A 22,127-nucleotide genomic window follows, 5' to 3' on the forward strand; every position below is an offset into this window, starting at 1 on the left:
TACCGGCCTCTTCGCGAATGAATTCGCTCCCACTGAATTCGCTCCCACAACTGCAGAGTTCGCAGCCTCGGGATGGAGTTATTGCGCAGGGGAGTCTTTCGATGCCGTCAGCCTGTCCAATCCCTCGCGCAATCGCGGCAACGCGAAATCAATGAACCTGCGCATCTTCAGCGGCATGAATCCCCGTGACGCATGCACCAGGCTGATCGGCATCGGCTCCGGTTCGAACGTGCGCAGGATGATCCGCAGGCTACCGTTTTCCACCGCATCCGCCACTTGATAATGCAGCAGGCGGGTCACGCCGACACTGCGCACGGCCGCCTGCATCGCTGCTTCAGCGGTGGAGACCAGCAAGCGTGGGCGGATCGGCACTTCTATGTCGTGCGCCCCGGCCGGTAGCGGGAAGCGCCAGCTCATTGCCGGCAGCGGCGTATCGACCTTGACGCAGGGCAAGCCCTCCAGCACCTGCGGGGTCTGGGGTTCGCCATACTTGCCCAGCAATGCCGGGCTTGCGCACATCACCGAGCGCATCACGCCAATCCGGGTTGCCACCATGCTGCTGTCAGGCAACCGGCCGATGCGCACGGCCATGTCGACGTGATCGTCGACCAGATGGATATTGTGATCGGCGAGCACCAGCCGCACGTTGATCTCGGGAAACTGCTCGAGGAAATCCGTCACCACCGGCAACACATGCAACCGCCCGAACAGGACCGGTGCGGTGAGCACCAGCTCGCCCTTGGGCTCCTTGAACTCCCCGGCCGCTTCCCGCTCGGCGTCTTCGACCTGTTCCAGAATGCGTCGTGCTGCGGCGACGTAGGCGACACCTGCGTCAGTGAGAGTCAGTTTACGTGTAGTCCTGATCAGCAGACGAGTACCGATCAATGCCTCAAGGTCCGAGAGTTTGCGGCTGAGCGTGGGCAGCGGAACATGCAGGGCGCGGCTGACCGCCGACAGGCTGCCTTTCTCCGTCACCATGACCAGCAGTGACATGGCCTCGAAGCGATCCATTGAGCTCTTCCATTTTTTGGCAGGATGGTTCTCGATATTAGTGAATTATCTTTATATGTGAAAGGCGGCACTATTTCGGTCAAGGAGCTGATGACAGCTCGAAACCCTTGAAAGGAAATAGACCATGTCCATTAACAAGTTGTTGGCAGCGTCGGTACTGGCGACTGCATTGATCGGCACCAACGCCCAGGCGGCAGCGGCGCAACCGGTGGTCAGCCACCACACCGTCGACGTGCAGGGCGTGAAGATTTTTTACCGTGAAGCCGGTGACCCCAAGGCGCCGACGGTGCTGCTGTTGCACGGTTTCCCGACCTCGTCCTTCATGTATCGCGAGCTGATTCCAAAACTGGCCGACCGTTATCATGTGGTCGCCCCGGACATGCCCGGCTTCGGTTTCTCTGACAGCCCGGATCGCGGGAAATACGCCTACACCTTCGACAACCTGGCAAAAACCATGGACGGCTTTACCGAAGCCCTGGCGCTCAAGCGTTATGCGATTGAAGTCTTCGACTATGGCGCCCCGGTCGGCTGGCGCCTGGCAGTGGCGCATCCGGAACGCATCACGGCGATCATCAGCCAGAACGGCAACGCCTATGAGGAAGGTCTGAGCGAAGGCTGGAACCCGATTCAGCGTTACTGGAAAGACCCGACCGCCGAGAACCGCAACGCCCTGCGCGAGATGCTCAAGCCCGAGTCGATCAAGTGGCAATACACCCACGGCGTGAGCAACCCCGACAGCGTAGCGCCAGAGGCTTACACCCTCGACGCGGCCTTCGTTGCTCGCCCGGGCAATGACGAAATCCAGCTCGATCTGTTCGGCGACTACGCCAATAACGTCAAGCGTTACCCGGAATTCCAGGCCTACTTCCGCAAGTATCAGCCGCCGCTGCTGGCGGTCTGGGGTAAGAACGATCCGTTCTTCCTGCCTGCCGGTGCCGAGGCGTTCAAGCGTGACGATGCCAAGGCAGAAGTGCACTTCTACAACACCGGCCATTTCGCGCTGGAGACCGATGTCGAGGCCATTGGTGGCGAGATTCATCGGTTCCTGGATCGTACTGTCGGCAAGGCGCACTGATACCAACAGGGACGCAGGGTCGCCGGGTGAATTGTGGGGGGGATTGTGGGTGGGATTGTGGGAGCGAATTCGCTCTCATCAAACAACGCGCAACTTACTGAATAGCAAAGACTTTGTGGGAGCGAATTCATTCGCGAAAGCGGTTGCAGGCGATGAAGCTGCATCGAATGTATCGGCTTCTTCGCGAATGAATTCGCTCCCACATTGCCTCCTGCCCCGGTCAGTGTTTGCTGCATGACAGCGCGGCGGCGTAGACGGGGGGGGGGCTCCCACAGAATCCATTTCTACAGAGTTCGCCCCCAACAAAATCGCCCGCCGGGCCGTTATTTACCCGGTTTGACGAAGCGCAGCGTCAACCGATCCGACTCGCCAATCGCCACGTACTTGGCCTTGTCCTGATCCCCCAGTTTCAGCGACGGCGGCAACGTCCAGACACCGCCTGGGTAGTCCTTGGTGTCCTTGGGGTTGGCGTTGATTTCGCTTTGATCCTCAAGCTTGAAACCTGCATCGGTGGCCAGTTTCACCACGTAGTCGGTGGGCAGGTAGCCGCTTTGCTTGATGCTCTCAAGATCGGCGCCGTCCTTGGCACGGTGGTCAACCACGCCGAGCACGCCGCCCGGTTTCAGCACCTTGAAGAACGCAGCGAACATCTGCGGCGCGTCATCAGCCATCACCCAGTTATGCACGTTGCGGAAGGTCAGCACGCGGTCGGCTGAGCCCGGTTTGCCGAACGCTGGCGCCTTGGGGTCGAACTCGACAAAACCGGCCTTGGCATAGTGGGTTGGATCGGCCTTGAATTTCTGCTTCAGGCCATCGGCGGATTTCTTGTAGTAATCACCCGAGGCCGGCGCTTGCAGGGCGGCGATGTAATGGCCGTGGTCCTTGAGCAGCGGCGCAAGAATTTCGCTGTACCAACCGCCGCCGGGGGTGATTTCGATCACGGTCTGGTTATGCTGCAGGCCGAAGAATTTCAGGGTCTGCTCAGGGTGGCGATAGCCATCACGCACGCTGTTTTCCGGCGCGCGCCATGGCCCGGCCAGCACGCTGGCATATTGCTCGTCGGTGATTTTTGCTGCGGCCGGGGCGGCCTGGCTGAGGCTTGGTGCGAGGAGGGTGGCGAAGGTCAACGCCGCTAGCGTACGGTTCATGATCGTCCTGGCAAAAGTGCATGTGCGGCCGACGTTAGCACGGGGCTTCAGGGTGGGGATCACACATTTTCTGCGGTCGTCCAAACCAAAGGTTCTATAGCTCGATGGCAATAAGAGACAGGCTTGCTCTTGAACTACAGGATAGAGTTTGGCGAAAGAACATCTTCTCCAACGGAGCAGGCTATGACGCTCAGTTTCATAAAGATGCACGCCCACGGCGATGACTTCATGGTGGTCGACCGGCGCGGCCAGGTTGACCTGATCACCCCTGAAATAGCCAGACGCCTGGGCGATCGCCATTGCGGCATCGGTTTCAATCAGTTGGCGGTCGTCCTCGATTGCGCGGATGCAGCCGCGCGGCTGGTGTTCTGGAACCCCAACGGCACGCAGCTCAATGCCTGCGGCAGTGCCACCCGTGGCGTGGCCGACCTGTTGATGACTGAGGCCGGTACTTCCTCGGTCGTGCTGCGAACCCACCGCGGCCTGCTGACCTGCCACCGCGAAGCCGATCAACGCATCTCGGTGGATATGGGCAAGCCGCTGCTCGACTGGCAGGACATTCCCTTGGCGGAAGCCACCGACACCCGGCTGCTGCCTCTGCCCGCGACCCCAACGGCGTGCAACATGGGCAATCCGCACTGCACCTATTTCATCGACGACCTGACCACCCTCGATATCGCGGTGATGGGCGCGGAGATCGAGATTCATCCGTTGTTTCCGGAAAAAACCAACGTGCATTTCGTCCAGATCATCGACCGTGGACATATCCGCCTGCGCATCTGGGAGCGCGGTGGCGGCATTCCCATGGGCTCCGGCTCATGCTGCTGCGGCGCAGTGGTCAACGGCATTCGTCGCGGGCTGCTGGATAACACGGTGGAAGTGGAGTGTGACGGCGGCACCCTGAAGGTGAGCTGGGACGGCAGTGGCGGGGTGATCCTCACCGGTTCGGTGGAGCCGATACAGTCCGGGGTCCTGGCCGAGCATTTTTTGCGCGCCTGAAAGCGGAACCAGTCGTGATTCCTGCCAATCGGTCCGCTCATTCCGACGGGCCGGGGAACTCAGGGGGACCTGGCCGGACCAAGCAGTGTCTGCCACCCGGCTGTGCCGCAAGAGTTCATAACCATGCAAACCAACAAGACAAGGACCGTCCTGCTGTCGACTCTGGTCGTCGGCCTGTTGCTGGCAGGGGGGTTGACCTACGCCTTTATGGCCGGTCGCTCGGAAGATGGGTTAATCAGCGGCGAAGAGTTCGCTCCCGATCAGCTCAATGAGGGCGGTCTGGATGATATCGCCACCCTGTCGTTGCCCGATGCGCAGAAGCGCTTGAATTTTCTGATCGCCGATACCCGTGACTCCCTCAATGCGCTCAACCGGCTGAGTAGCCTGACCCTGAAGATCACCCCGGTAAAAGCGACGCCCGTTGATCAAGTGGCGGTCGTGCCAGCCTATGACGAGCTGATCAAACCCTTCACCGGCAAGGATGTCGAAGCGGCTCTGGCTGCACTTGCTCCAGGCGCGGTGGATTTTCGTCAGGTGATCGATGTGCCGGGCTCGGTGGCCAAATGGAACACTCAGGCGCTGGATGCCATCTGGAAACAGGCAGCGGCCGCCAGTAATGAGTCGGTGGAGCGCTACCGCTTCAAGCGGGTTTATTTCCGCGACGGCTCTGAACAGGACTATTCGGCGGTACAGGCCCGAGCGCAGGCCGATGATGAGGAAACCGGTTATTACAGCAGCGATGCCGAACTGAATACGGCCAAGCCCATCGATAAAGTCAGCGTGGAAGTCAGCTATAAAAGCTACCCCGGTTATCACAAGGTCGTGCTGGATAAAGACCACCCGCAAGTTACGGTGGGCAGCGAGCGCTATCGCCTGACGTCGCTGCAGGATAACGCCGCCGCGCTGATGATCTCCACGCCCAGGGCCGACAGCTTTGCCGTGCAGGGGCTGGATGAGTCAGGCAAACGCCTGCGCAGCAGCAGCTCCAACTCCAGCACTCTGCCTTCTGACGAAGAAATGGCCAGCCTGCGCAAGTTGTATGACGCACTGCTCAAAGTAAAAGCCAACTTCAGCCAGTATCGCGACAGCCAGAGCCTGCAGGATGAACTGCAGAAACTTGCGGTCAGCCTTCAGCCCGCTGCAGGCAGCCTGAAGAATATCCAGGCCGAATACCGGTATGACGACACGCCCGCCAGGGTCGAGATAGTGGTCTACGACCCGGTACAAGTCAGCAAGACCGAACTTATGCTGTCCAATCGCGTGCCGGTTCAGGATATTTATATCGCTCACGATCAGAAAACCGATCTGGTCGGCTTCGTCGATGCCAGTGGCGCCTGGAAAATAAAGCCTACTTTTATCGGCATCGACTACCTCGATATCGCCAGCGTTTATCGAGTGGTGACCGGAAAAAGATCGATCAACGACGAAGTGTCCGAGATCCTGGTCAAGTACTACTACTTGCAACCCGGCACCCTCAACTTCAAGGTGCTGCCTTTTGAGGGAATCGAAGAGCAGATCAACGATGACCTGATGTTGGTCCAGCGCAACACCAATGGCCCTTACGGTATCTACAGCATGAAGAAACAGGCCTTCACCGTGCCGATGAAGTTCGTCAACGCGAAGGTGCAAGACAACATTATGGTGGCCCGACTGGGTGACAAAACCTATGAGGCCAAGCCGACTTACGGGGCTTTTACCCTCGACGGCAAGGAAATCCTGCCACCGCGCTTTGGTGGCGTGCGCCAGTACGAAGGCTTCCTGTACACCACCTCAGCTGATGACAAGCGCCATGACCTTTACGACCTGAGCGGCAATAAAATCAACCCGGCCGGTTTCGATGTATTGGGCGATTTCGCGGCCGGGCAGCCGCTGCTGATACAAAACAGCAAGACCCGGGCCTTTGCCTTTATCGACCAACAAGGCAAGAGCCTGCCCTTCAAGTTGCCCTATGACGAGGTGCAGCCGTTCTCCAATGGCATGGCCGTGGTGCGCAAGGGTGAGCGCTATGGCGCTATCGATATGCAGGGTGCGCTGAGCGTTCCGTTGAACTACCTGTCGATCCGTCCGTTTCAGGCGCGTCTGGCGGCTGCTGTACCCGAGGAAGGCTTTGATGGCCTGGTCTTGATCGACAAGCACAACCAACTCGTCAAAAAACTCGGCGGGTACAACACCTACAGCGTGTCGGCCAACAACAATGACGCGCAGTACAGCATCTACGACCCGGAGAAAGAGGGGCGGATATTGGTGTATGACGCTGACGGCCAGCAGATTAACAGCTACGAGATCGAAACCGATTCGAGCAGCGAGGGCGATAGCGACGAAGCCGAGCAGGCTACCGATGCGGTTCGGGCTGAGTGAGGCGCAGGGCTGATATCGCAGGTCATAGGTTGGAGAGAGGCTTGCCCGCGAATGCGTTAACGCCGTGGGTCTGGCATACCGCGTCGCTCACTTCGCGGGCAAGCCTCGCTCCAACAGGACTATGGTTGATCGATGAACCGGTCCTGCATATGCAATTTATAATCTAAGCGCAAGTGCAGTTTCACTTGCGTTTCATCTTCTGATGCTGTTCAGGCTAGTTTCGATTGATCGGGATTATCTACTCATATTTTTTTGGATCCAAAACTAAAGTCCTTCGATGTATAGCCGATAGCCATTATCTAATAAACACAACTAACGCCCCTTAGGGATTTGACTTAGGGCTTTTATTGGAGAAGGACGTGAAGTTATCCCATCGGTTAATTATCCTGGTACTGACGGCCATTCTCGGCCTCGCGATCATCGGCGGCCTGGCCTTGAACACCCTGCACGCCACCATGCAGGACGACAAGCGCAATGAAATCCACACCGTGCTCAGCCTCGCTGCGCAGCAGGTCGGTTATTTCCAGGGTCTGGAAAAAAGCGGCAAGCTCAGCCGCGCCGAAGCACAGGCTAAAGCGGTCGAAGCCCTGACCAATATGCGCAACGGCTCCAACGCCTATGTCTGGGCGCGGGGCATCGACGGCATGGGCTTGGTTCATGCCATCGCCGACAAGGTCGGCAAGATCGATATGGGCAAGGCGGCTAACGGTAAAACCAGTATCCAGAACTACATCGATAATCTCACCACGGCCAAGTTCTATTACTACGATGACTTCACCAAGAACCCCGATACCGGAGAAATGGCACCGAAGATAAATGGTGTCACACAGATACAAGACTGGAACTGGTTTGTCGGCTTCGGCGTGTTTGTTTCTGATATTGAAAAAGCTTACTGGCGGCTGGCATTTAACTTCATCATTATCGGCCTGGTCGTAATAGTTGCTGTAGTGGTCGTTGCCTGGCGTATTTCCCGGAGCATCTACAGCAGCCTGGGTGGCGAGCCGTCCTATGCCGCCAGCGTGGTCGGCAGCATCACCAATGGCGACCTGAGCCAGACGATTGTCCACAGCTCAGGCAAACTCAGCCTGCTTACCAGCGTGGCGCAGATGCAGAAGAACCTGCGGGAAATGATCCACTCCATCCAGCAGGGCGCCGTCGAGCTGGGCCACGCCGCAGTGGGCCTGTCGGGGCAGATGCATCAACTGGACTCGGCGTCCCAGCAAACCTCCGACGCCACCACGGCCACGGCGGCCGCCATCGAAGAAATGTCCGTAACCATTGAGCACATTTCCTACAGTGCCGGAGAAACCGAAAAGAACTCCGCCAGCTCCACCCAACTGGCCGCCGAAGGCGAGCAACTGGTCAACGACGCCGCCAAGGCCATTCAGGATGTGTCGGTCAGAGTCGAGGAGGCCTCGGGCATGATCGAAGGTCTGGTCAAACGCACCCATGAGATCGACAGCATTGCCAGCGTCATCAAAAACATCGCCAGCCAGACCAACCTGCTGGCACTCAACGCTGCCATCGAAGCGGCCCGTGCGGGAGAGCAAGGCCGCGGTTTTGCCGTGGTCGCCGACGAAGTACGCAACCTGGCCCAGCGCACCTCACTGGCCACGGAGGAAATCACCAGCATGATCACCTCCATCCAGAATGACACCGGCTCCGTGGTCATCAGCATGAGCGCCGTCACCCCGCAGGTGCTGCAAGGCGTGCAGATGGCTGAAAAAGCCGCCACCGCCCTGCGTGACATCAACCGTGAAGCGTCGGCCACGCTTGTGCAGGTCCGTGAGGTCGCTACCTCCACCACCGAACAAAGCCTGGCCAGTGCCAGCGTCGCGGAAAATATCGAGCGTATTTCCAATATGGTCGAAGCAACTGCGGAATCGGTAGGGCAGGCCAATAGCAATGTGCAGTCGCTGGAGCGGCTGGCGCAGGAGTTGAAGACGTCGGTTTCTCGGTTTGTGTTGTAGGGCGAGAGCTCTGGCGTGAGATTTGTGGGAGTCGGCTTGCTGGCTCCCACATGATTGTGTGCTGCACGGCAAATATCCACTAACCGGATACCCCCTGTGGGAGCGAGACTTGCCCGCGAAGAGGTCAGTACAACCAACGCACTTTCGGAATCTGAAATATTGCCTTACAAGCAGTAGAGATGATTCACGCTATAGCGTGTGGCCCATCGCGCGGCAGAACAAAAAAATGACAGTCCCGTAATTGCTAGGACCCAAGTCATTTATGAACCGTAATACGTATCGCACACCCTCATCACGGCCAGGCTGTCGCAAATGCCGTCTCCAACAGCGCCTCAGCGCGCGCAACCTCTCGGCACCCTTCGCCTCAGGCTGCGATTCCCGGACAAAATTGCAGGTCGTCAGCGCCATGTACGAGTACATCATCAAGAGCTGGGACGAACTGCCGGACCGGAACAAAAAGGCGCTTGGGTTTGACTTTGTTGTGGGTAGCGAGGGGGAGGAGGCCGCGCTGAATCATATGGCGCGGCTTTTTATTGAGTATGCGCAGCTGTCATTTGGGCGGGCGTTGGTGGCGCGGCGCAGGCGATTGCGGTTGGATGGGGGGGCAAGGGCTATGCCGAGAGGGGGCCGTTTCTCGTCTGGATTAAAAACTGACGATTTCCCAGAGTAGTCATTTCCCGATGAAATAGGTGAAATGGCTTTCTGTTATGCATTAAAAAGCCGGCTTGTGGCCGGCTTCTAGTGGGCAATCTTGGAATATTTTTGGTAAACCGCAATCGCCTGCAAAGGGTGCCCTGAAGGGCGTTGTCTGGACGGGGTCGGTGTATCACCGAACCCGTTGTTGCAGCCGTCGCCGTGTGGGTGGCGGCTGCGTAAAACGTGGCGCGCATGATACGGGTGTTTGTCGTTAATGGACAGTGCTGAAATGTTACAGATCAGGGGAAAGGTGTTTCCTGTCGGCGGTTGAAGGTGGACCACCAGAACACCCAGCCGAGGATGCGCAGTTGTTGTTGCTCCAGTTGCTTGGCATTGAGGTATTCGTCGGGGTATTCGTGGTGGTTGTGGCTGCGCAGGCGCAGGCCGCCAGCGGGGCGGCGGTAGAGGTAGGCGATGCGCAGCATGCCGCTATGTTCCACGGCGTACATTTCGCCGTCGATGAGGCGGGTCTGGCTGCGGTCGACGCCAATCAGGGAGCCATCCTGGATCTTGTCGGCCATGTTGCGACCGGTCATTGGCACGCAGAAGGTGTTGACCATGTCGATGTTCATGGCTTGCAGAATGTATTGCGGCAAGCGGATTTTTTTGCCGGGGACGGGGACTATCACTTCTTCGTCCGGTTGGCGTTGGTGGTTGGGGTCGCGTTCTTTATAGAGGAGGATTTCCGCGTCACCGCGCATCAGGCCTCGGCCTTGATGGTGCAGGTGCACGCTGTCGCCGCCGTGGTTTTCGTTGGCGGATTCGCTGGGATGCTTGGGGCCTTCTCCGGTTTTCAGCCAGCGAGCGTTGACGGTCAGTAGTTCAGCCACCTCGTCCAGACGAGCCAATGGAATGCCGCGCTTGAACCAATTGTTCACGTGTTGCGGCGTGACCTTGCGGTTGGCGGCGAAGTCCGTTGCAGAGAGATGGCACTCCCGCAGGAGGGCACGTAGTCGATCACCTGATGTATTCATGGGGTGGGAGTTTACGAGGCTCTTTGCCCTGTTTAAATAAACATGGCGTTCAAATGTGCGAGGTATCAAGTTGCAGTTTGATGCAATGGACTACAAGGTTTTTACTTGGTTGTAGGAAACTTCTGTAATTGTCTTGCAGGTGGTAAATAGTTGAATTTGATAAGGCGTCGTGTTTTCTGCATGTCACGCGATGTTTAAGGCGCGTATTGTCACGCTGCAAGTTTCAACGGTTGTTTATTGAAAGTGCATTGTTTCCATTTTGCAGGTAATACAAAAGCGCGGTTTGGGGCCGGACGGGAGAGGATAGAAATGAGGTGTGCAGGAGGGACAGCACCTTCGGAGCGCTCATGGCGAGCGGCTCCGAGGGTTTGCAGCAGGTATCAGCCTTTGTAGGCGGCTACCGATTTCATGATCTCGGCGCGGGCTGCATCAGCGTTGCCCCAACCGTCGATCTTCACCCATTTGCCTTTTTCGAGGTCTTTGTAGTTCTCGAAGAAGTGCTTGATCTGTTCCAGCAGCAGTGGCGGCAGGTCGGTGTACTCTTTGACGTCGACATACAGCTGCGACAGTTTGTCGTGCGGTACTGCGATGACCTTGGCATCGCCGCCGCCGTCGTCAGTCATGTTCAGGATGCCGACCGGACGGGCGCGGATCACCGAACCTGGAGTGACCGGGTAAGGGGTCACGACCAGCACGTCGAGGGGGTCGCCGTCGTCGGCCAGGGTGTTGGGGATGAAGCCGTAGTTGGCCGGATAGAACATCGGGGTGGCCATGAAACGATCAACGAACAGGCAATCGGATTCTTTGTCGATTTCGTATTTGATCGGCGCGTGGTTGGCCGGAATTTCGATCGCGACGTAGATGTCGTTCGGCAGGTCTTTACCAGCCGGAATCTTGCTGTAGCTCATTGGGCATTGCCCCCTTAGTTTGACCAGACAGGTTTCGGCTGATTAAGCCAAAAAGTGGGCCGGATTATAGGCATATTCCACGGGCGTTGCCATGCGCGACGTTAGTCCCTAGACGTTGGTAGCGTCGGGGTTGCGGGGCAGTGCGTTCAGGCGGGCCAGGGTGTCTTGGCGATAGAAGGCGCTCAGTTGCGCGTAGACCTTTGGATAAGCGGTCATGAGCAGGTCGGGGGCGCTGAAGAAGTATTCGCTGGTGACGGCGAAGAATTCGGCGGGGTTTTCCGCGGCATAGGGGTCGATGGCGGTTTCGCAATCGGGGTCGTGATCGAGCTGGCGGTTAAGGTCGTCGTAGGCGCTTTGCATGGCGTCGGCCCAGTCGCTGGTGCGCATGTCGCGGTGCAGCGGCGGCAGGCCGTTGGCGTCACCGTTGAGCATGTCGAGCTTGTGCGCCAGTTCGTGGATCACCAGGTTATAGCCGTCCCAGCCGCCGCTGCTGAGCACGCCCGGCCAAGCCAGGATCACCGGACCTTGCAGCCAGGCTTCGCCGCTGTGCTCGCCATCCCACTCGTGTTCGATACCGCTGGTGTCGCGATGGCGCTGAGGGCTGAGGAAGTCGTCCGGGTACAGGACGATCTCGTGAAAGCCCTGATACCAGTTGAGATCACCGAGGTTGAGCAGCGGCAGTTGCGCCTGGGCAGCGAGAAACAGGCGCTGCTCGTCGTCCAGTTCAACGCCAGGCAGTGCGGTGAGTCGTTTGGCGAGAAGGAACAGCACGCTGTTGTCGCGCAGCCAGCCGTCCTGTTCTGCGCTGAGGCCGTCGAGGATCGGCAGGCGTTCGCACACCCGTTGCCACACTTGCGGGGCAACGGGGTGCCTGGTCAGCGTGCGTCGCCGCCGCCAGTCACGCAGCGACCACATGCCTTAGCGGGCGTCGGCGGTGCGGGACATGCGACTGCGGACGAAGCCGATGATCATCGGCAACAGTGAGATGAGAATGATGCCCAGGACCATGAAAGTCAGGTTTTTCTTGATGAACGGGATATTGCCAAAGAAGTAGCCCAGGGTGACCAGCCCGCCGACCCAGAGGATCGAGCCCAGGACGCTGAAACCGAGGAAACGCGGGTAAGACATGCGCCCGACACCGGCGACGAATGGCGCAAAGGTGCGGATGATCGGCAGGAAGCGCGCCAGGGTCACGGTCTTGCCGCCGTGGCGGTCGTAGAACTCGTGGGTACGGGTCAGGTAGTCACGGCGCAAGATTTTCGAGTCGGGGTTGCTGAACAGTTTTTCCCCGGCGGTGCGGCCGATGATGTAGTTGGTGCTGTCACCCAGGACCGCCGCGAGCATCAGCAGGCCTGCAAGTACTATCGGGTCCATGCCGCCACCGGCCGCCACAGCGCCGGCGATAAATAGCAGGGAGTCGCCGGGCAGGAAGGGCGTCACGACCAGGCCTGTCTCGCAGAAGATCACCAGAAACAGGATCGCGTAGACCCAGGTGCCGTATTGATTGACGAGCATATCGAGGTAAACGTCGAGATGCAGGATAAGGTCGAGGGGGTTGAAATCCATGGGGGCACCTGTGTCGATAGCCCATACCGGGCCGTGCGCTGAAAAAGTACTACTGGGAAGTGGGCGACATTATAGAGGGAGACGATGTGAAGAGGTTGTCGGCAATTGCGTAATGGGATGTGAGATTTTTGTGGGAGCGGATTTATCCGCGAAGAGGGTGTTTCCGGCGCCAGAAATGCGTTGGATGTACCGGGATCTTCGCGAATGAATTCGCTCCTACAGAATGTGCTCCACGGAATCAGCCCCGTGATCAGTACTTACGCCTATTCGTTGATCGGCAACACATAGTTCTTGAACTGAGTGTCTTCTTTGAAGCCAATCGATTCATAGACCTTTTGTGCTACTTCGTTGTTGCTGCTGGTGGACACCCGCATGCGCACGGCATGGGATTCCTTGGCCATTTTCTTGGCCTGCTTCATCAGGTGGTCGGCGACCAATTGGCGGCGGGCGTCTTCGGCGACGTAAATGTCGTTGAGGATCCACACGCGCTTGAGCGACAGCGAGGAATAGCTGGGGTACAGCTGGCAAAAGCCCAGCAATTTGTGGTCGTCATCGTCCGGCAGGGCCAGGTAGATCACTGACTCTTCCCGGCGCAGGCGTTTTTCCAGGAAGCTGCGGGAAGAATCAGGGTAAGGCAGTTCGCCATAAAACTCGCGGTATTTGACGAACAGGGGGGTCAGCAAGTCCAGGTGGTCGAGAGTGGCTTGAATGATCCGCATGGTGGGGCCTCAACTTCTCTGTGGGCGTTTGCGCGATGCTGCCCAATGGCTTTAGAAAGCGCAATCTAATGCTTAATCCGATGGCGCCGCGAGCAGGAAATTACCACTACTGCCATTGGCGGGTGTATCAGTGTCCAGTGTTTGCAGTTGCGCCTCATCTTTGAGGTGCACGCCGGAGAGTTGACGGCGACAGGCCTCACGCATCAGATAAAGCAAGCGATGTGCCGCCATGGCATAACTCAGGCCTTCCAGGCGCACATTGGAAATGCAGTTGCGGCTGGCATCGGTCAGGCCGATTTTTGGAGCATAGGTGAAATACAGGCCCAGGCTATCCGGGGAACTGAGGCCGGGGCGTTCGCCAATCAGGATGACCACCATTTTCGCACCGAGCAGTTCGCCGATTTCATCGGCGACGGCGACTCGGCCCTGTTCGACCATGATCACCGGCGACAACGACCAGCCTTCGGCCTGCGCCTGCTCTTCCATGCGCGCGAGAAACGGCAGGCTGTGATTGTGCACGGCCAGGGAGGACAGGCCGTCGGCGACGACGATAGCCAGATCGACACCACCGGGATGAGCCTGGGCGTATTCGCGCAATTGTTCGGCCGAGTCGTCATTGAGGCGACGGCCGAGGTCCGGGCGTTGCAGATAGGTGTCGCGATCACTGGCGGCGCTGTGCAGTAGCAGGCTGTCGCGGCCCTTGGCGGCCAGTTGCTCGCGCAGACCTGTGTGATCAAACGGCAGGTGCACGGCGTCGCGGGCCAGGGCGTGGGCGAGCTGGAAGTCCAGCTGCGCCTGGGTCGGCAGGCTGGTGCCGGTGCGGCCAAGGGCGATGCGCGCCGGGGTCAGGCGGCGCAGTTCCAGCCAGGGATTGGGCGGATTCACGTCGCGCCCGCTCATGCCAGATGCGCCAGTGCGTGGCGGAAGGCCGGTGGCAGACTGTCGCCGAAGCGTACCTGACCATCCGCCTGGGTGAAGATGCCCATGCGTTCCAGCCAGGCTTCGTACTCCGGCGCCGGGCGCAGGCCGAGGGTCTGGCGGGCGTAGAGGGCGTCGTGGAACGAAGTGGTCTGGTAATTGAGCATGATGTCGTCGGAGCCAGGGATGCCCATGATGAAGTTGATCCCGGCCACACCCAGCAGGGTCAGCAGGGTGTCCATGTCGTCCTGATCGGCTTCGGCGTGGTTGGTGTAGCAGATGTCGCAGCCCATGGGCACGCCGAGCAGCTTGCCGCAGAAGTGGTCTTCAAGCCCGGCGCGGATGATCTGTTTGCCGTTATACAAGTATTCCGGGCCGATAAAGCCGACCACGGTGTTGACCAGAAAGGGTTTGAAATGCCGGGCGACACCGTAGGCGCGGGCCTCGCAGGTCTGTTGATCAAGGCCGTGGTGGGCGTTGGCTGATAGCGCGCTGCCCTGGCCGGTCTCGAAATACATCAGGTTCTGCCCCAGAGCGCCGCGATTGAGGCTCAGGCCAGCGTCGTAGCCTTCCTGCAGCAGCTTGAGGTTGATGCCGAAACTGGTGTTGGCCGCCTCGGTGCCGGTGATGGACTGGAACACCAGATCCACCGGCACGCCACGGTTAATCACGTCGATGGAGGTGGTGACGTGGGTCAGCACGCAGGATTGCGTTGGAATGTCGTAGCGCTGGATGATCGCGTCGACCATTTCCAGCAGGGCGACGATGGATGAGGTGCTGTCGGTGGCCGGGTTGATGCCGATCATGGCGTCGCCGTTGCCGTACAGCAGGCCGTCGAGAATGCTCGCGGCGATACCGGAAGGGTCGTCGGTCGGGTGATTGGGTTGCAGGCGCGTCGACAGGCGGCCGCGCAGGCCGATGGTGTTGCGAAAGCGGGTAATGACGCGGATTTTCTGCGACACCAGGATCAGGTCCTGCACCCGCATGATCTTCGACACGGCGGCGGCCATTTCCGGGGTCAGGCCAGGGGCCAGGGCGCGCAGGCTGTGTTCGTCGGCGGCATCGCTGAGCAGCCAGTCACGGAAGCCGCCGACCGTCAGGTGACTGACCGGGGCAAAGGCGACGGCGTCGTGGGTGTCGATGATCAGGCGGGTGACTTCGTCGCTTTCGTAGGGAATCAGCGCTTCGTTGAGGAAATGCTTGAGCGGGATATTGGCCAAAGTCATCTGCGCCGCGACCCGTTCGCCGTCATTGCTGGCGGCAACCCCGGCCAGCATGTCCCCGGAACGCGCCGGGCTGGCCTTGGCCATGACCTGGCTGAGGCTGTCGAAGCGGTAGGTCTGGGCGCCGACAGAATGGGAAAAGCTTGCCATACAGATTCTCCATGACGGCCTGCGGTGAGGCGGGGCCTGGTCTTTGGACAAGGGTAAGCAATTAATACTCCATCGAGGCGTGGGGCGCCAATTGTGGGGCAGGCGGTGATGAATCGAGTGATTCAGGGCGGTGAATGAGGCACCGACGCTCCGTGTTGGTGCGCCCCGTGTGGGAGCGATGCTTGCCCGCGAAGTCGACTTTCGACTCACAGAAATCTATTGAATTTACTGCCCCTTTCGCGGGCAAGCCTCGCTCCCACAGGGCCAGCGTCAGGAATGACAATGGCCCCCGCAGGAGCCATTGGTTTCAAACAACAGGACTTATCAGAAGAAGCCCAGCGGATTGGTGTCGTAGCTCACCAGCAGGTTTTTGGTCTGTTGGTAATGTTCGAGCGCGATCTTGTGGGTTTCGCGACCAACGCCGGACTTCTTGTAGCCACCGAACGCGGCGTGTGCCGGGTACAGGTGGTAGCAGTTGGTCCACACGCGACCGGCCTTGATGGCGCGGCCGACGCGGTAGGCGCGGTTGATGTCGCGGGTCCACAGGCCGGCACCCAGGCCGAACTCGGTGTCGTTGGCGATGGCCACGGCTTCGGCTTCGTCCTTGAAGGTGGTGACGCTGACCACCGGGCCGAAGATTTCTTCCTGGAACACGCGCATCTTGTTGTTGCCTTTGAGCAGCGTCGGCTGGATGTAGTAGCCGGTGGACAAGTCACCTTCCAGTTTCTCGACCTTGCCGCCGGTCAGCAGCTCGGCGCCTTCGCCCTGGGCGATTTCCAGGTAAGAGAGGATCTTGTCGAACTGTTGCTGCGAGGCCTGGGCACCGACCATGGTGTCGGTATCCAGCGGGTCGCCGCGCTTGATTTTCAGGACTTTCTTCATCACCGCTTCCATGAACTGCGGATAGATGGATTCCTGAACCAGTGCGCGAGATGGGCAGGTGCAGACCTCGCCCTGGTTGAAGAAGGCCAGTACCACGCCTTCTGCGGCTTTTTCGATGAACTCGGGTTCAGCGCTCATGATGTCTTCGAAGAAGATGTTCGGCGATTTGCCGCCCAGTTCCACGGTGGACGGGATGATGTTTTCCGCCGCCAGTTTCATGATGTGCGAGCCAACCGGGGTCGAGCCGGTGAAGGCGATCTTGGCGATGCGCTTGCTGCTGGCCAGGGCTTCGCCGGCTTCACGGCCGTAGCCTTGCACGACGTTGAGCACGCCCGGCGGCAGCAGGTCGCCGATCAGTTCCATCAACACGCTGATGCCCAGCGGGGTCTGCTCGGCTGGCTTGAGCACGATGCAGTTGCCAGCAGCCAGGGCCGGCGCGAGTTTCCAGGCGGCCATCAGCAGCGGGAAGTTCCACGGGATGATCTGGCCGACCACGCCCAGTGGTTCGTGGATGTGATAGGCCACGGTGTTGCCGTCGATTTCTGCAGCGCTGCCTTCCTGGGCACGCAATACGCCAGCGAAGTAGCGGAAATGGTCAACGGCCAGGGGGATGTCGGCGTTGAGGGTCTCGCGCACGGCCTTGCCGTTGTCCCAGGTTTCGGTGATGGCCAGCAGTTCCAGATTGGCTTCGATGCGGTCGGCGATTTTCAGCAGGACCAGCGAACGCGCCTGCACGGAGGTCTGGCCCCAGGCTTCGGCTGCGGCATGGGCGGCATCAAGGGCTTTTTCGACGTCTTCGGCAGTGGAGCGAGGAAATTGCGCAATCAGCTTGCCGTTGACCGGAGAGGTGTTCTCGAAGTACTGGCCTTTGACAGGTGCCACGAATTCGCCGCCGATGTAGTTGCCGTACTGGGTCTTGAAGGTAACGAGCGAGCCTTCGGTGCCGGGGTGGGCATAACGCATGTTGATATCTCCTGGTTCTTGTTTTTAAGGGGGATAGCTTTACGGGGGTAGCTTCGAGCTACGGTACGACTACGCGCAATTTGCGCTTGCCAAAGCGTAGAGCAAAGGCCGGGCCACTGCCGGGAAAGGCCATGTTTTCAAGGTTTTTATCCATTGTCGTGGCGGCTTATGAACAGCGTTGTCGCGAGTCTGATACAGCCATGAGTGACACTTTGTACCGTTGCTGGCACAGCCAGTGACTCGCCGGTCAGCGCGCATTGCAATGCGCGGCGTCGTGGAGGATGCTGGGCGGCAACTCCTCGGGAGAATAATAAAAAGTGCACAGCAATCATCTGACCCGCCATGCCCAGCAAGTCCTCACGGTCGCCGAGGGCAAGGCCCATGTGACCGGCCCCGGCAGCGATCCTTCGATTGCCCGCTCCTGGCTGCGTTGCCTGGAGGACTATCACCTCGACCCCGCCCACGCCAATGCGCCCACCGTGCTCGAACATGAGCGCGTGCTGGAAAGTCGCGGGCGCCTGCATCAGGTCCTGCAGATAGCCGGTGGCGAGATGACCAGCCTGCATCAGCAGCTGTCCGGCGGCCATGCGGTGCTGCTCACCGATGCCCGTGGGGTGATCCTCAATTGTGTCACTGCGCCTGCCGAGCGCAGTATTTTCGAGCGCGCCGGGCTGTGGCTGGGTGCTGATTGGAGCGAGGCCTGTGAGGGCACCAATGGCATCGGCACCTGCCTGGTCGAGCGCCAGTCCCTGACCATTCATCGCGACGAACACTTTCGCGGCCGTCATACCGGGCTGACCTGCTCGGCCAGCCCGGTGTTCGACCCTCATGGCGATCTGTTGGCGGTGCTGGATGTGTCGTCGGCGCGCCAGGATGTTTCCCGGCAGAGCCAGTTTCACACCATGGCCCTGGTCAATCTGTCGGCCAAGGTGATTGAAAGCAGTTATTTCCTCAGCCATTGCGATGATCAGTGGCTGCTGCGCTTCCATGTTCAGGCCGAGTCCGTTGGGCTGTTCAGCGAGGGCTTGCTGGCGTTTGACGGCGAAGGGCGGATTACCGCGCTGAACCAGAGTGCGATCAACCTGCTCGGTTTGGGGCGCAGCCATATGCTGGGGCAGTCGGTGGAGCGCTATTTCGACTGTTCGCTGGATCAACTGCTGTCTCGCGCCAGCGCCGAGGCCCTGGCCTGCTGGGCCTTGCGCACTCGCGATGGTCGTGGTTTTTTCGCCTCCCTGCGCGCTCCGGCCGCCACTGCGCCTGCGGCTTATGCGCCGATCCTGGCAAAACCTGCGTTGGTCCCGGTGCGTGCTCCAATCGGCATCTGCCTGGAAGACGCCGCGCTGCAAACCGCTTTTCGCCGTTCGTTGCGGGTGTTCGAGCGTGACGTGCCCTTGTTGGTCAATGGCGAAACCGGTTCCGGCAAGGAGGCTTTCGCCAAGGCCGTGCATCAGGCCAGTCTGCGCAGCGACAAACCCTTCGTCGCGCTCAACTGTGCGGCTATCCCGGAAAGCCTGATCGAAAGCGAGCTGTTCGGTTATCGAGGCGGCAGTTTTACCGGTGCGCGCAAGGAAGGCATGCGCGGCAAGTTGCAGCAGGCCGATGGTGGCACGCTGTTTCTCGACGAGATCGGCGATATGCCACTAGCTTTGCAGACCCGCTTGTTGCGGGTCCTGGAGGAGCGCATGGTGGTGCCCATTGGCGGCGAGGCCCAGGCGGTGGATGTGCGGATCATCAGCGCGACCCACCGCAATCTGTTGGAGCGGGTCGGCGATGGCAGTTTCCGCGAAGACCTTTATTACCGTCTCAATGGCCTGGAAGTCGCTTTGCCACCGTTGCGCGAGCGCAGTGACAAGTCCGGTCTGCTGGATTTCCTGTTGGCCCAGGAGGCGGGCGGGCAGGTGGTCAGCCTCGATGACTCGGCGCGGCAAGCCCTGCTGGCATTTAACTGGCCGGGCAATGTCCGCCAGTTACGCACGGTGTTGCGTACCTTGACGGCCTTGAGCGAGGACGGCCGTATTGGTCTGGATGACTTGCCCGCCACTATCCGTAACGGCAGTGTCGCTGCGCCATGTGCGGCAGCGACTGACCGCCCTCTGGAAGAGGCTGAGCGCAGCGCTTTGCTCGCGATACTGGAGAGCCAGCGCTGGCACATGAGCCATTGCGCCCAGGAACTGGGGATCAGCCGCAATACCTTGTACCGCAAGCTGCGCAAGCACGGCATCGAGCGCTGAGGCGACGATCGGGGAGCGATTTCTGCTAACCTGCGCCCATGTTTTCAGGGGTTGGTCATGCATATTCATATCCTCGGTATTTGTGGCACGTTCATGGGTTCGCTGGCGGTACTCGCCAAAGAGTTGGGCCATAAAGTCACTGGCTCCGACGCCAACGTCTATCCGCCCATGAGCACTCAATTGCAGGCGCAAGGCATTGAGCTGACCCAAGGCTACGATGCCGCACAACTCGATCCGGCACCGGATCTGGTGGTCATTGGCAATGCTTTGTCCCGTGGCAACCCGGCAGTGGAGTACGTGCTGAACAAGGGCCTGCCTTATGTTTCCGGCCCGCAGTGGCTGGCGGACCATGTACTGCAAGGGCGCTGGGTCCTGGCCGTCGCCGGTACCCACGGCAAGACCACCACCAGCAGCATGCTGGCCTGGGTGTTGGAGCACGCGGGCATGAGCCCGGGCTTCCTGATCGGCGGTGTGCCGCAGAACTTTGCGGTCTCGGCGCGTCTGGGTGGCACACCCTTCTTCGTGGTCGAGGCCGACGAGTACGACAGCGCCTTCTTCGACAAGCGCTCCAAGTTCGTCCACTACCGCCCACGCACCGCGATCCTTAATAATCTTGAGTTCGATCATGCCGACATCTTCCCGGATCTTCCGGCGATCGAGCGGCAATTCCATCATTTGGTACGGACTATTCCGAGCGAAGGCCTGGTGATTCATCCGACCACCGAGCCTGCTCTGGCCCGCGTCATTCAAATGGGCTGCTGGACGCCAGTACAGACCACCGGCCAGGGCGGTCAGTGGCAGGCGCGTCTGCTCAGTGAAGACGGCTCGCGTTTCGAAGTGCTGTTCGACGACCAGGTACAGGGCACGGTCGATTGGGATATGACCGGCCAGCATAACGTTGCCAACGCCCTGGCGACCCTGGCGGCGGCGCGGCACGTCGGTGTTGTGGCGGCTCTAGGTATCGAAGCCCTGAGCGCTTTCAAGAGCGTCAAGCGGCGGATGGAAAAGGTCGCCGAGGTGCGCGGCATCACCATTTATGACGACTTCGCCCACCACCCGACGGCTATCGCGACGACGCTGGACGGCTTGCGCAAGAAGATCGGCGACGCGCCACTGATTGCGATCATCGAACCGCGTTCCAACTCCATGAAGCTCGGCGCTCACCGCGATGGCTTGCCGCAAAGCGTGCAGCAGGCTGATCAGGTGGTCTGGTATTCCCCGGCCAATCTGGGCTGGGATCTGGGCGCTACGGCGGCATTGTGTTCAGTGCCTGCGGTGGTCTGTGATTCCCTCGAAGCCATTATTGCCCGAGTGAAAAGCCAGGCGCAGCCGGGCACTCACGTAGTGATCATGAGTAACGGCGGCTTCGGCGGCCTGCACGGCAAACTGGCCGAGGCGCTGCAATGATCGGCATGAACGGCCCCGAGCGCATCACCCTGGCCATGACCGGTGCCTCGGGGGCGCAGTACGGTCTGCGCCTGCTCGATTGCCTGGTGCGGGAGGATCGCGAAGTGCACTTCCTGATCTCCAAGGCGGCGCAACTGGTCATGGCCACTGAGACCGATGTGCGCCTGCCGTCCAAGTCGAGCATGATGCAAGCCTTCCTCACCGAGTACACGGGCGCCGCGCCGGGGCAGATTCGCGTGTATGGCCGCGATGACTGGATGTCGCCGGTGGCCTCCGGTTCCGGTTCGCCTGCGGCCATGGTGGTGGTGCCCTGTTCTACTGGCACCCTGTCGGCGATTGCCACGGGCGCCTGCAATAACCTGATCGAGCGCGCGGCGGATGTCACCCTCAAGGAGCGCCGCCAGTTGATTCTGGTACCGCGCGAGGCGCCGTATTCCAGTATTCATCTGGAGAACATGCTCAAGCTGTCGAATATGGGCGCGGTCATCCTGCCGGCCTCGCCTGGTTTCTATCATCAGCCGCAAACCATCGACGACTTGATCGACTTCGTCGTTGCCCGGGTGCTCAACCTGCTGAATATTCCCCAGGACATGCTGCCGCGCTGGGGCGAGCGTCATTTCGGCACCGATGAATAGGCTACTGCTGGCTGCGTTGATGCTGATGACGGCGGGCTGCGCCAGCGTCAGTACTCTGGACGCCGCAAAACCCGGTGCGCCGGTGGTGTACTCGGGCACGCGCCTGGACCTGTATGTGATGCAGGGCGGATGCTGCGCCAAGGACCGTTTTGGCACTGAGGCGCCACGCTACCCGGCTCTGGATCTGCCTGGCAGTGCCTTGCTTGATACCTTGCTGCTGCCGTTGTCGGTGCTGACGGTGTTGGGGGTGGGGTTTCAGGCGAGTGGGGGGTTGTAACTCACTGTATTGCCGTG

Annotated in this window: 19 protein-coding genes; 9 read left to right on the top strand and 10 right to left on the bottom strand. The window is 59.8% G+C overall.

Features of this window, described 5'->3' with window-relative positions; genetic code table 11:
• Positions 1-78: 78 nt before the first annotated feature.
• Complete coding sequence (locus tag M2401_RS17340; protein WP_259104660.1) at positions 79-1,011, bottom strand: LysR family transcriptional regulator; 933 nt, start codon at positions 1,009-1,011, stop codon at positions 79-81.
• Positions 1,012-1,135: 124 nt separating this feature from the next.
• Between M2401_RS17340 and M2401_RS17345 the strand changes: the two genes are divergently transcribed.
• The gene (locus tag M2401_RS17345; RefSeq protein WP_259104662.1) at positions 1,136-2,086 is read left to right on the top strand and encodes an alpha/beta fold hydrolase; all 951 of its coding nucleotides are present in this window, start codon (positions 1,136-1,138) and stop codon (positions 2,084-2,086) included.
• A gap of 323 nt (positions 2,087-2,409) precedes the next feature.
• Here M2401_RS17345 and M2401_RS17350 read toward each other — a convergent pair whose 3' ends face one another.
• Positions 2,410-3,234 carry a class I SAM-dependent methyltransferase gene (locus M2401_RS17350; RefSeq protein WP_259104663.1) on the bottom strand — a complete coding sequence of 275 codons (825 nt, stop codon included), beginning with the start codon at positions 3,232-3,234 and terminating at the stop codon, positions 2,410-2,412.
• Positions 3,235-3,417: 183 nt separating this feature from the next.
• On the opposite strand from M2401_RS17350, the gene dapF reads away from it, so the two are divergent.
• The 4 genes from dapF to M2401_RS17370 all read left to right on the top strand — a co-directional run bounded on the left by dapF (position 3,418) and on the right by M2401_RS17370 (position 9,231).
• Positions 3,418-4,233 (top strand): diaminopimelate epimerase, encoded by an 816-nt coding sequence (dapF, locus tag M2401_RS17355; RefSeq protein ID WP_259104665.1) that lies wholly within the window; start codon positions 3,418-3,420, stop codon positions 4,231-4,233.
• A 123-nt stretch (positions 4,234-4,356) separates the two neighbouring features.
• Positions 4,357-6,591, top strand: a complete 2,235-nt coding sequence (locus M2401_RS17360; RefSeq protein WP_259104667.1) for a WG repeat-containing protein — start codon at positions 4,357-4,359, stop codon at positions 6,589-6,591.
• Positions 6,592-6,950: 359 nt separating this feature from the next.
• On the top strand, positions 6,951-8,561 hold the full coding sequence (locus M2401_RS17365; protein WP_259104668.1) for a methyl-accepting chemotaxis protein: 1,611 nt from the start codon (positions 6,951-6,953) through the stop codon (positions 8,559-8,561).
• A 406-nt stretch (positions 8,562-8,967) separates the two neighbouring features.
• Positions 8,968-9,231 (top strand): hypothetical protein, encoded by a 264-nt coding sequence (locus M2401_RS17370; RefSeq protein WP_259104670.1) that lies wholly within the window; start codon positions 8,968-8,970, stop codon positions 9,229-9,231.
• A gap of 265 nt (positions 9,232-9,496) precedes the next feature.
• Here M2401_RS17370 and M2401_RS17375 read toward each other — a convergent pair whose 3' ends face one another.
• From M2401_RS17375 to M2401_RS17410, 8 genes are all read right to left on the bottom strand, one after another.
• Positions 9,497-10,231, bottom strand: coding sequence for an XRE family transcriptional regulator (locus M2401_RS17375; RefSeq protein ID WP_259104671.1), 735 nt, complete (start codon positions 10,229-10,231; stop codon positions 9,497-9,499).
• A 380-nt stretch (positions 10,232-10,611) separates the two neighbouring features.
• A complete protein-coding gene (gene ppa, locus M2401_RS17380) occupies positions 10,612-11,139 on the bottom strand; it encodes an inorganic diphosphatase (RefSeq protein WP_259104673.1) in 528 nt (175 codons plus the stop codon).
• A gap of 108 nt (positions 11,140-11,247) precedes the next feature.
• Positions 11,248-12,054 (bottom strand): zinc-dependent peptidase, encoded by an 807-nt coding sequence (locus tag M2401_RS17385; RefSeq protein ID WP_259104675.1) that lies wholly within the window; start codon positions 12,052-12,054, stop codon positions 11,248-11,250.
• A gap of 3 nt (positions 12,055-12,057) precedes the next feature.
• Positions 12,058-12,705, bottom strand: coding sequence for a DedA family protein (locus M2401_RS17390; RefSeq protein WP_259104676.1), 648 nt, complete (start codon positions 12,703-12,705; stop codon positions 12,058-12,060).
• Positions 12,706-12,968: 263 nt separating this feature from the next.
• Positions 12,969-13,424, bottom strand: coding sequence for an N-acetyltransferase (locus tag M2401_RS17395; protein WP_259104677.1), 456 nt, complete (start codon positions 13,422-13,424; stop codon positions 12,969-12,971).
• A gap of 72 nt (positions 13,425-13,496) precedes the next feature.
• On the bottom strand, positions 13,497-14,324 hold the full coding sequence (gene eutC / locus M2401_RS17400; RefSeq protein ID WP_259104679.1) for an ethanolamine ammonia-lyase subunit EutC: 828 nt from the start codon (positions 14,322-14,324) through the stop codon (positions 13,497-13,499).
• Positions 14,321-15,715 carry an ethanolamine ammonia-lyase subunit EutB gene (locus tag M2401_RS17405; RefSeq protein ID WP_259104680.1) on the bottom strand — a complete coding sequence of 465 codons (1,395 nt, stop codon included), beginning with the start codon at positions 15,713-15,715 and terminating at the stop codon, positions 14,321-14,323. Before M2401_RS17405 ends, eutC begins: the two co-directional genes overlap by 4 nt.
• Before the next feature lie 324 nt (positions 15,716-16,039).
• Positions 16,040-17,560: an aldehyde dehydrogenase family protein gene (locus M2401_RS17410; RefSeq protein WP_259104681.1), complete on the bottom strand. Its 1,521-nt coding sequence runs from the start codon at positions 17,558-17,560 to the stop codon at positions 16,040-16,042.
• A gap of 317 nt (positions 17,561-17,877) precedes the next feature.
• Here M2401_RS17410 and M2401_RS17415 point away from each other — a divergent pair, with 317 nt between their 5' ends.
• Genes M2401_RS17415 through M2401_RS17430 form a run of 4 tightly spaced genes read left to right on the top strand, consistent with a single transcriptional unit; the run spans position 17,878 to position 22,110 of the window.
• Positions 17,878-19,791 (top strand): sigma-54-dependent Fis family transcriptional regulator, encoded by a 1,914-nt coding sequence (locus tag M2401_RS17415; protein ID WP_259104682.1) that lies wholly within the window; start codon positions 17,878-17,880, stop codon positions 19,789-19,791.
• Positions 19,792-19,848: 57 nt separating this feature from the next.
• Positions 19,849-21,198: a UDP-N-acetylmuramate:L-alanyl-gamma-D-glutamyl-meso-diaminopimelate ligase gene (gene mpl, locus M2401_RS17420; protein ID WP_259104683.1), complete on the top strand. Its 1,350-nt coding sequence runs from the start codon at positions 19,849-19,851 to the stop codon at positions 21,196-21,198.
• Positions 21,199-21,203: 5 nt separating this feature from the next.
• On the top strand, positions 21,204-21,833 hold the full coding sequence (gene ubiX, locus M2401_RS17425) for a flavin prenyltransferase UbiX (RefSeq protein ID WP_259104934.1): 630 nt from the start codon (positions 21,204-21,206) through the stop codon (positions 21,831-21,833).
• Positions 21,826-22,110, top strand: coding sequence for a YceK/YidQ family lipoprotein (locus M2401_RS17430; RefSeq protein WP_259104684.1), 285 nt, complete (start codon positions 21,826-21,828; stop codon positions 22,108-22,110). Before ubiX ends, M2401_RS17430 begins: the two co-directional genes overlap by 8 nt.
• Positions 22,111-22,127: the final 17 nt, after the last annotated feature.

The organism is Pseudomonas sp. JUb42, from assembly GCF_024807945.1.
Lineage (GTDB): Bacteria > Pseudomonadota > Gammaproteobacteria > Pseudomonadales > Pseudomonadaceae > Aquipseudomonas.

What these genes read in the sequence shown, in the direction of transcription:
- M2401_RS17405 (WP_259104680.1), bottom strand. Translation starts at nt 15,715, where the DNA reads ATGGCAAGCTTTTCCCATTCTGTCGGCGCCCAGACCTACCGCTTCGAC.
- dapF (WP_259104665.1), top strand. Translation starts at nt 3,418, where the DNA reads ATGACGCTCAGTTTCATAAAGATGCACGCCCACGGCGATGACTTCATG.
- M2401_RS17395 (WP_259104677.1), bottom strand. Translation starts at nt 13,424, where the DNA reads ATGCGGATCATTCAAGCCACTCTCGACCACCTGGACTTGCTGACCCCC.
- M2401_RS17385 (WP_259104675.1), bottom strand. Translation starts at nt 12,054, where the DNA reads ATGTGGTCGCTGCGTGACTGGCGGCGGCGACGCACGCTGACCAGGCAC.
- M2401_RS17370 (WP_259104670.1), top strand. Translation starts at nt 8,968, where the DNA reads ATGTACGAGTACATCATCAAGAGCTGGGACGAACTGCCGGACCGGAAC.
- M2401_RS17350 (WP_259104663.1), bottom strand. Translation starts at nt 3,234, where the DNA reads ATGAACCGTACGCTAGCGGCGTTGACCTTCGCCACCCTCCTCGCACCA.
- ubiX (WP_259104934.1), top strand. Translation starts at nt 21,204, where the DNA reads ATGAACGGCCCCGAGCGCATCACCCTGGCCATGACCGGTGCCTCGGGG.
- M2401_RS17410 (WP_259104681.1), bottom strand. Translation starts at nt 17,560, where the DNA reads ATGCGTTATGCCCACCCCGGCACCGAAGGCTCGCTCGTTACCTTCAAG.
- M2401_RS17345 (WP_259104662.1), top strand. Translation starts at nt 1,136, where the DNA reads ATGTCCATTAACAAGTTGTTGGCAGCGTCGGTACTGGCGACTGCATTG.
- mpl (WP_259104683.1), top strand. Translation starts at nt 19,849, where the DNA reads ATGCATATTCATATCCTCGGTATTTGTGGCACGTTCATGGGTTCGCTG.
- M2401_RS17375 (WP_259104671.1), bottom strand. Translation starts at nt 10,231, where the DNA reads ATGAATACATCAGGTGATCGACTACGTGCCCTCCTGCGGGAGTGCCAT.
- eutC (WP_259104679.1), bottom strand. Translation starts at nt 14,324, where the DNA reads ATGAGCGGGCGCGACGTGAATCCGCCCAATCCCTGGCTGGAACTGCGC.
- M2401_RS17340 (WP_259104660.1), bottom strand. Translation starts at nt 1,011, where the DNA reads ATGGATCGCTTCGAGGCCATGTCACTGCTGGTCATGGTGACGGAGAAA.
- M2401_RS17360 (WP_259104667.1), top strand. Translation starts at nt 4,357, where the DNA reads ATGCAAACCAACAAGACAAGGACCGTCCTGCTGTCGACTCTGGTCGTC.
- M2401_RS17430 (WP_259104684.1), top strand. Translation starts at nt 21,826, where the DNA reads ATGAATAGGCTACTGCTGGCTGCGTTGATGCTGATGACGGCGGGCTGC.
- ppa (WP_259104673.1), bottom strand. Translation starts at nt 11,139, where the DNA reads ATGAGCTACAGCAAGATTCCGGCTGGTAAAGACCTGCCGAACGACATC.
- M2401_RS17390 (WP_259104676.1), bottom strand. Translation starts at nt 12,705, where the DNA reads ATGGATTTCAACCCCCTCGACCTTATCCTGCATCTCGACGTTTACCTC.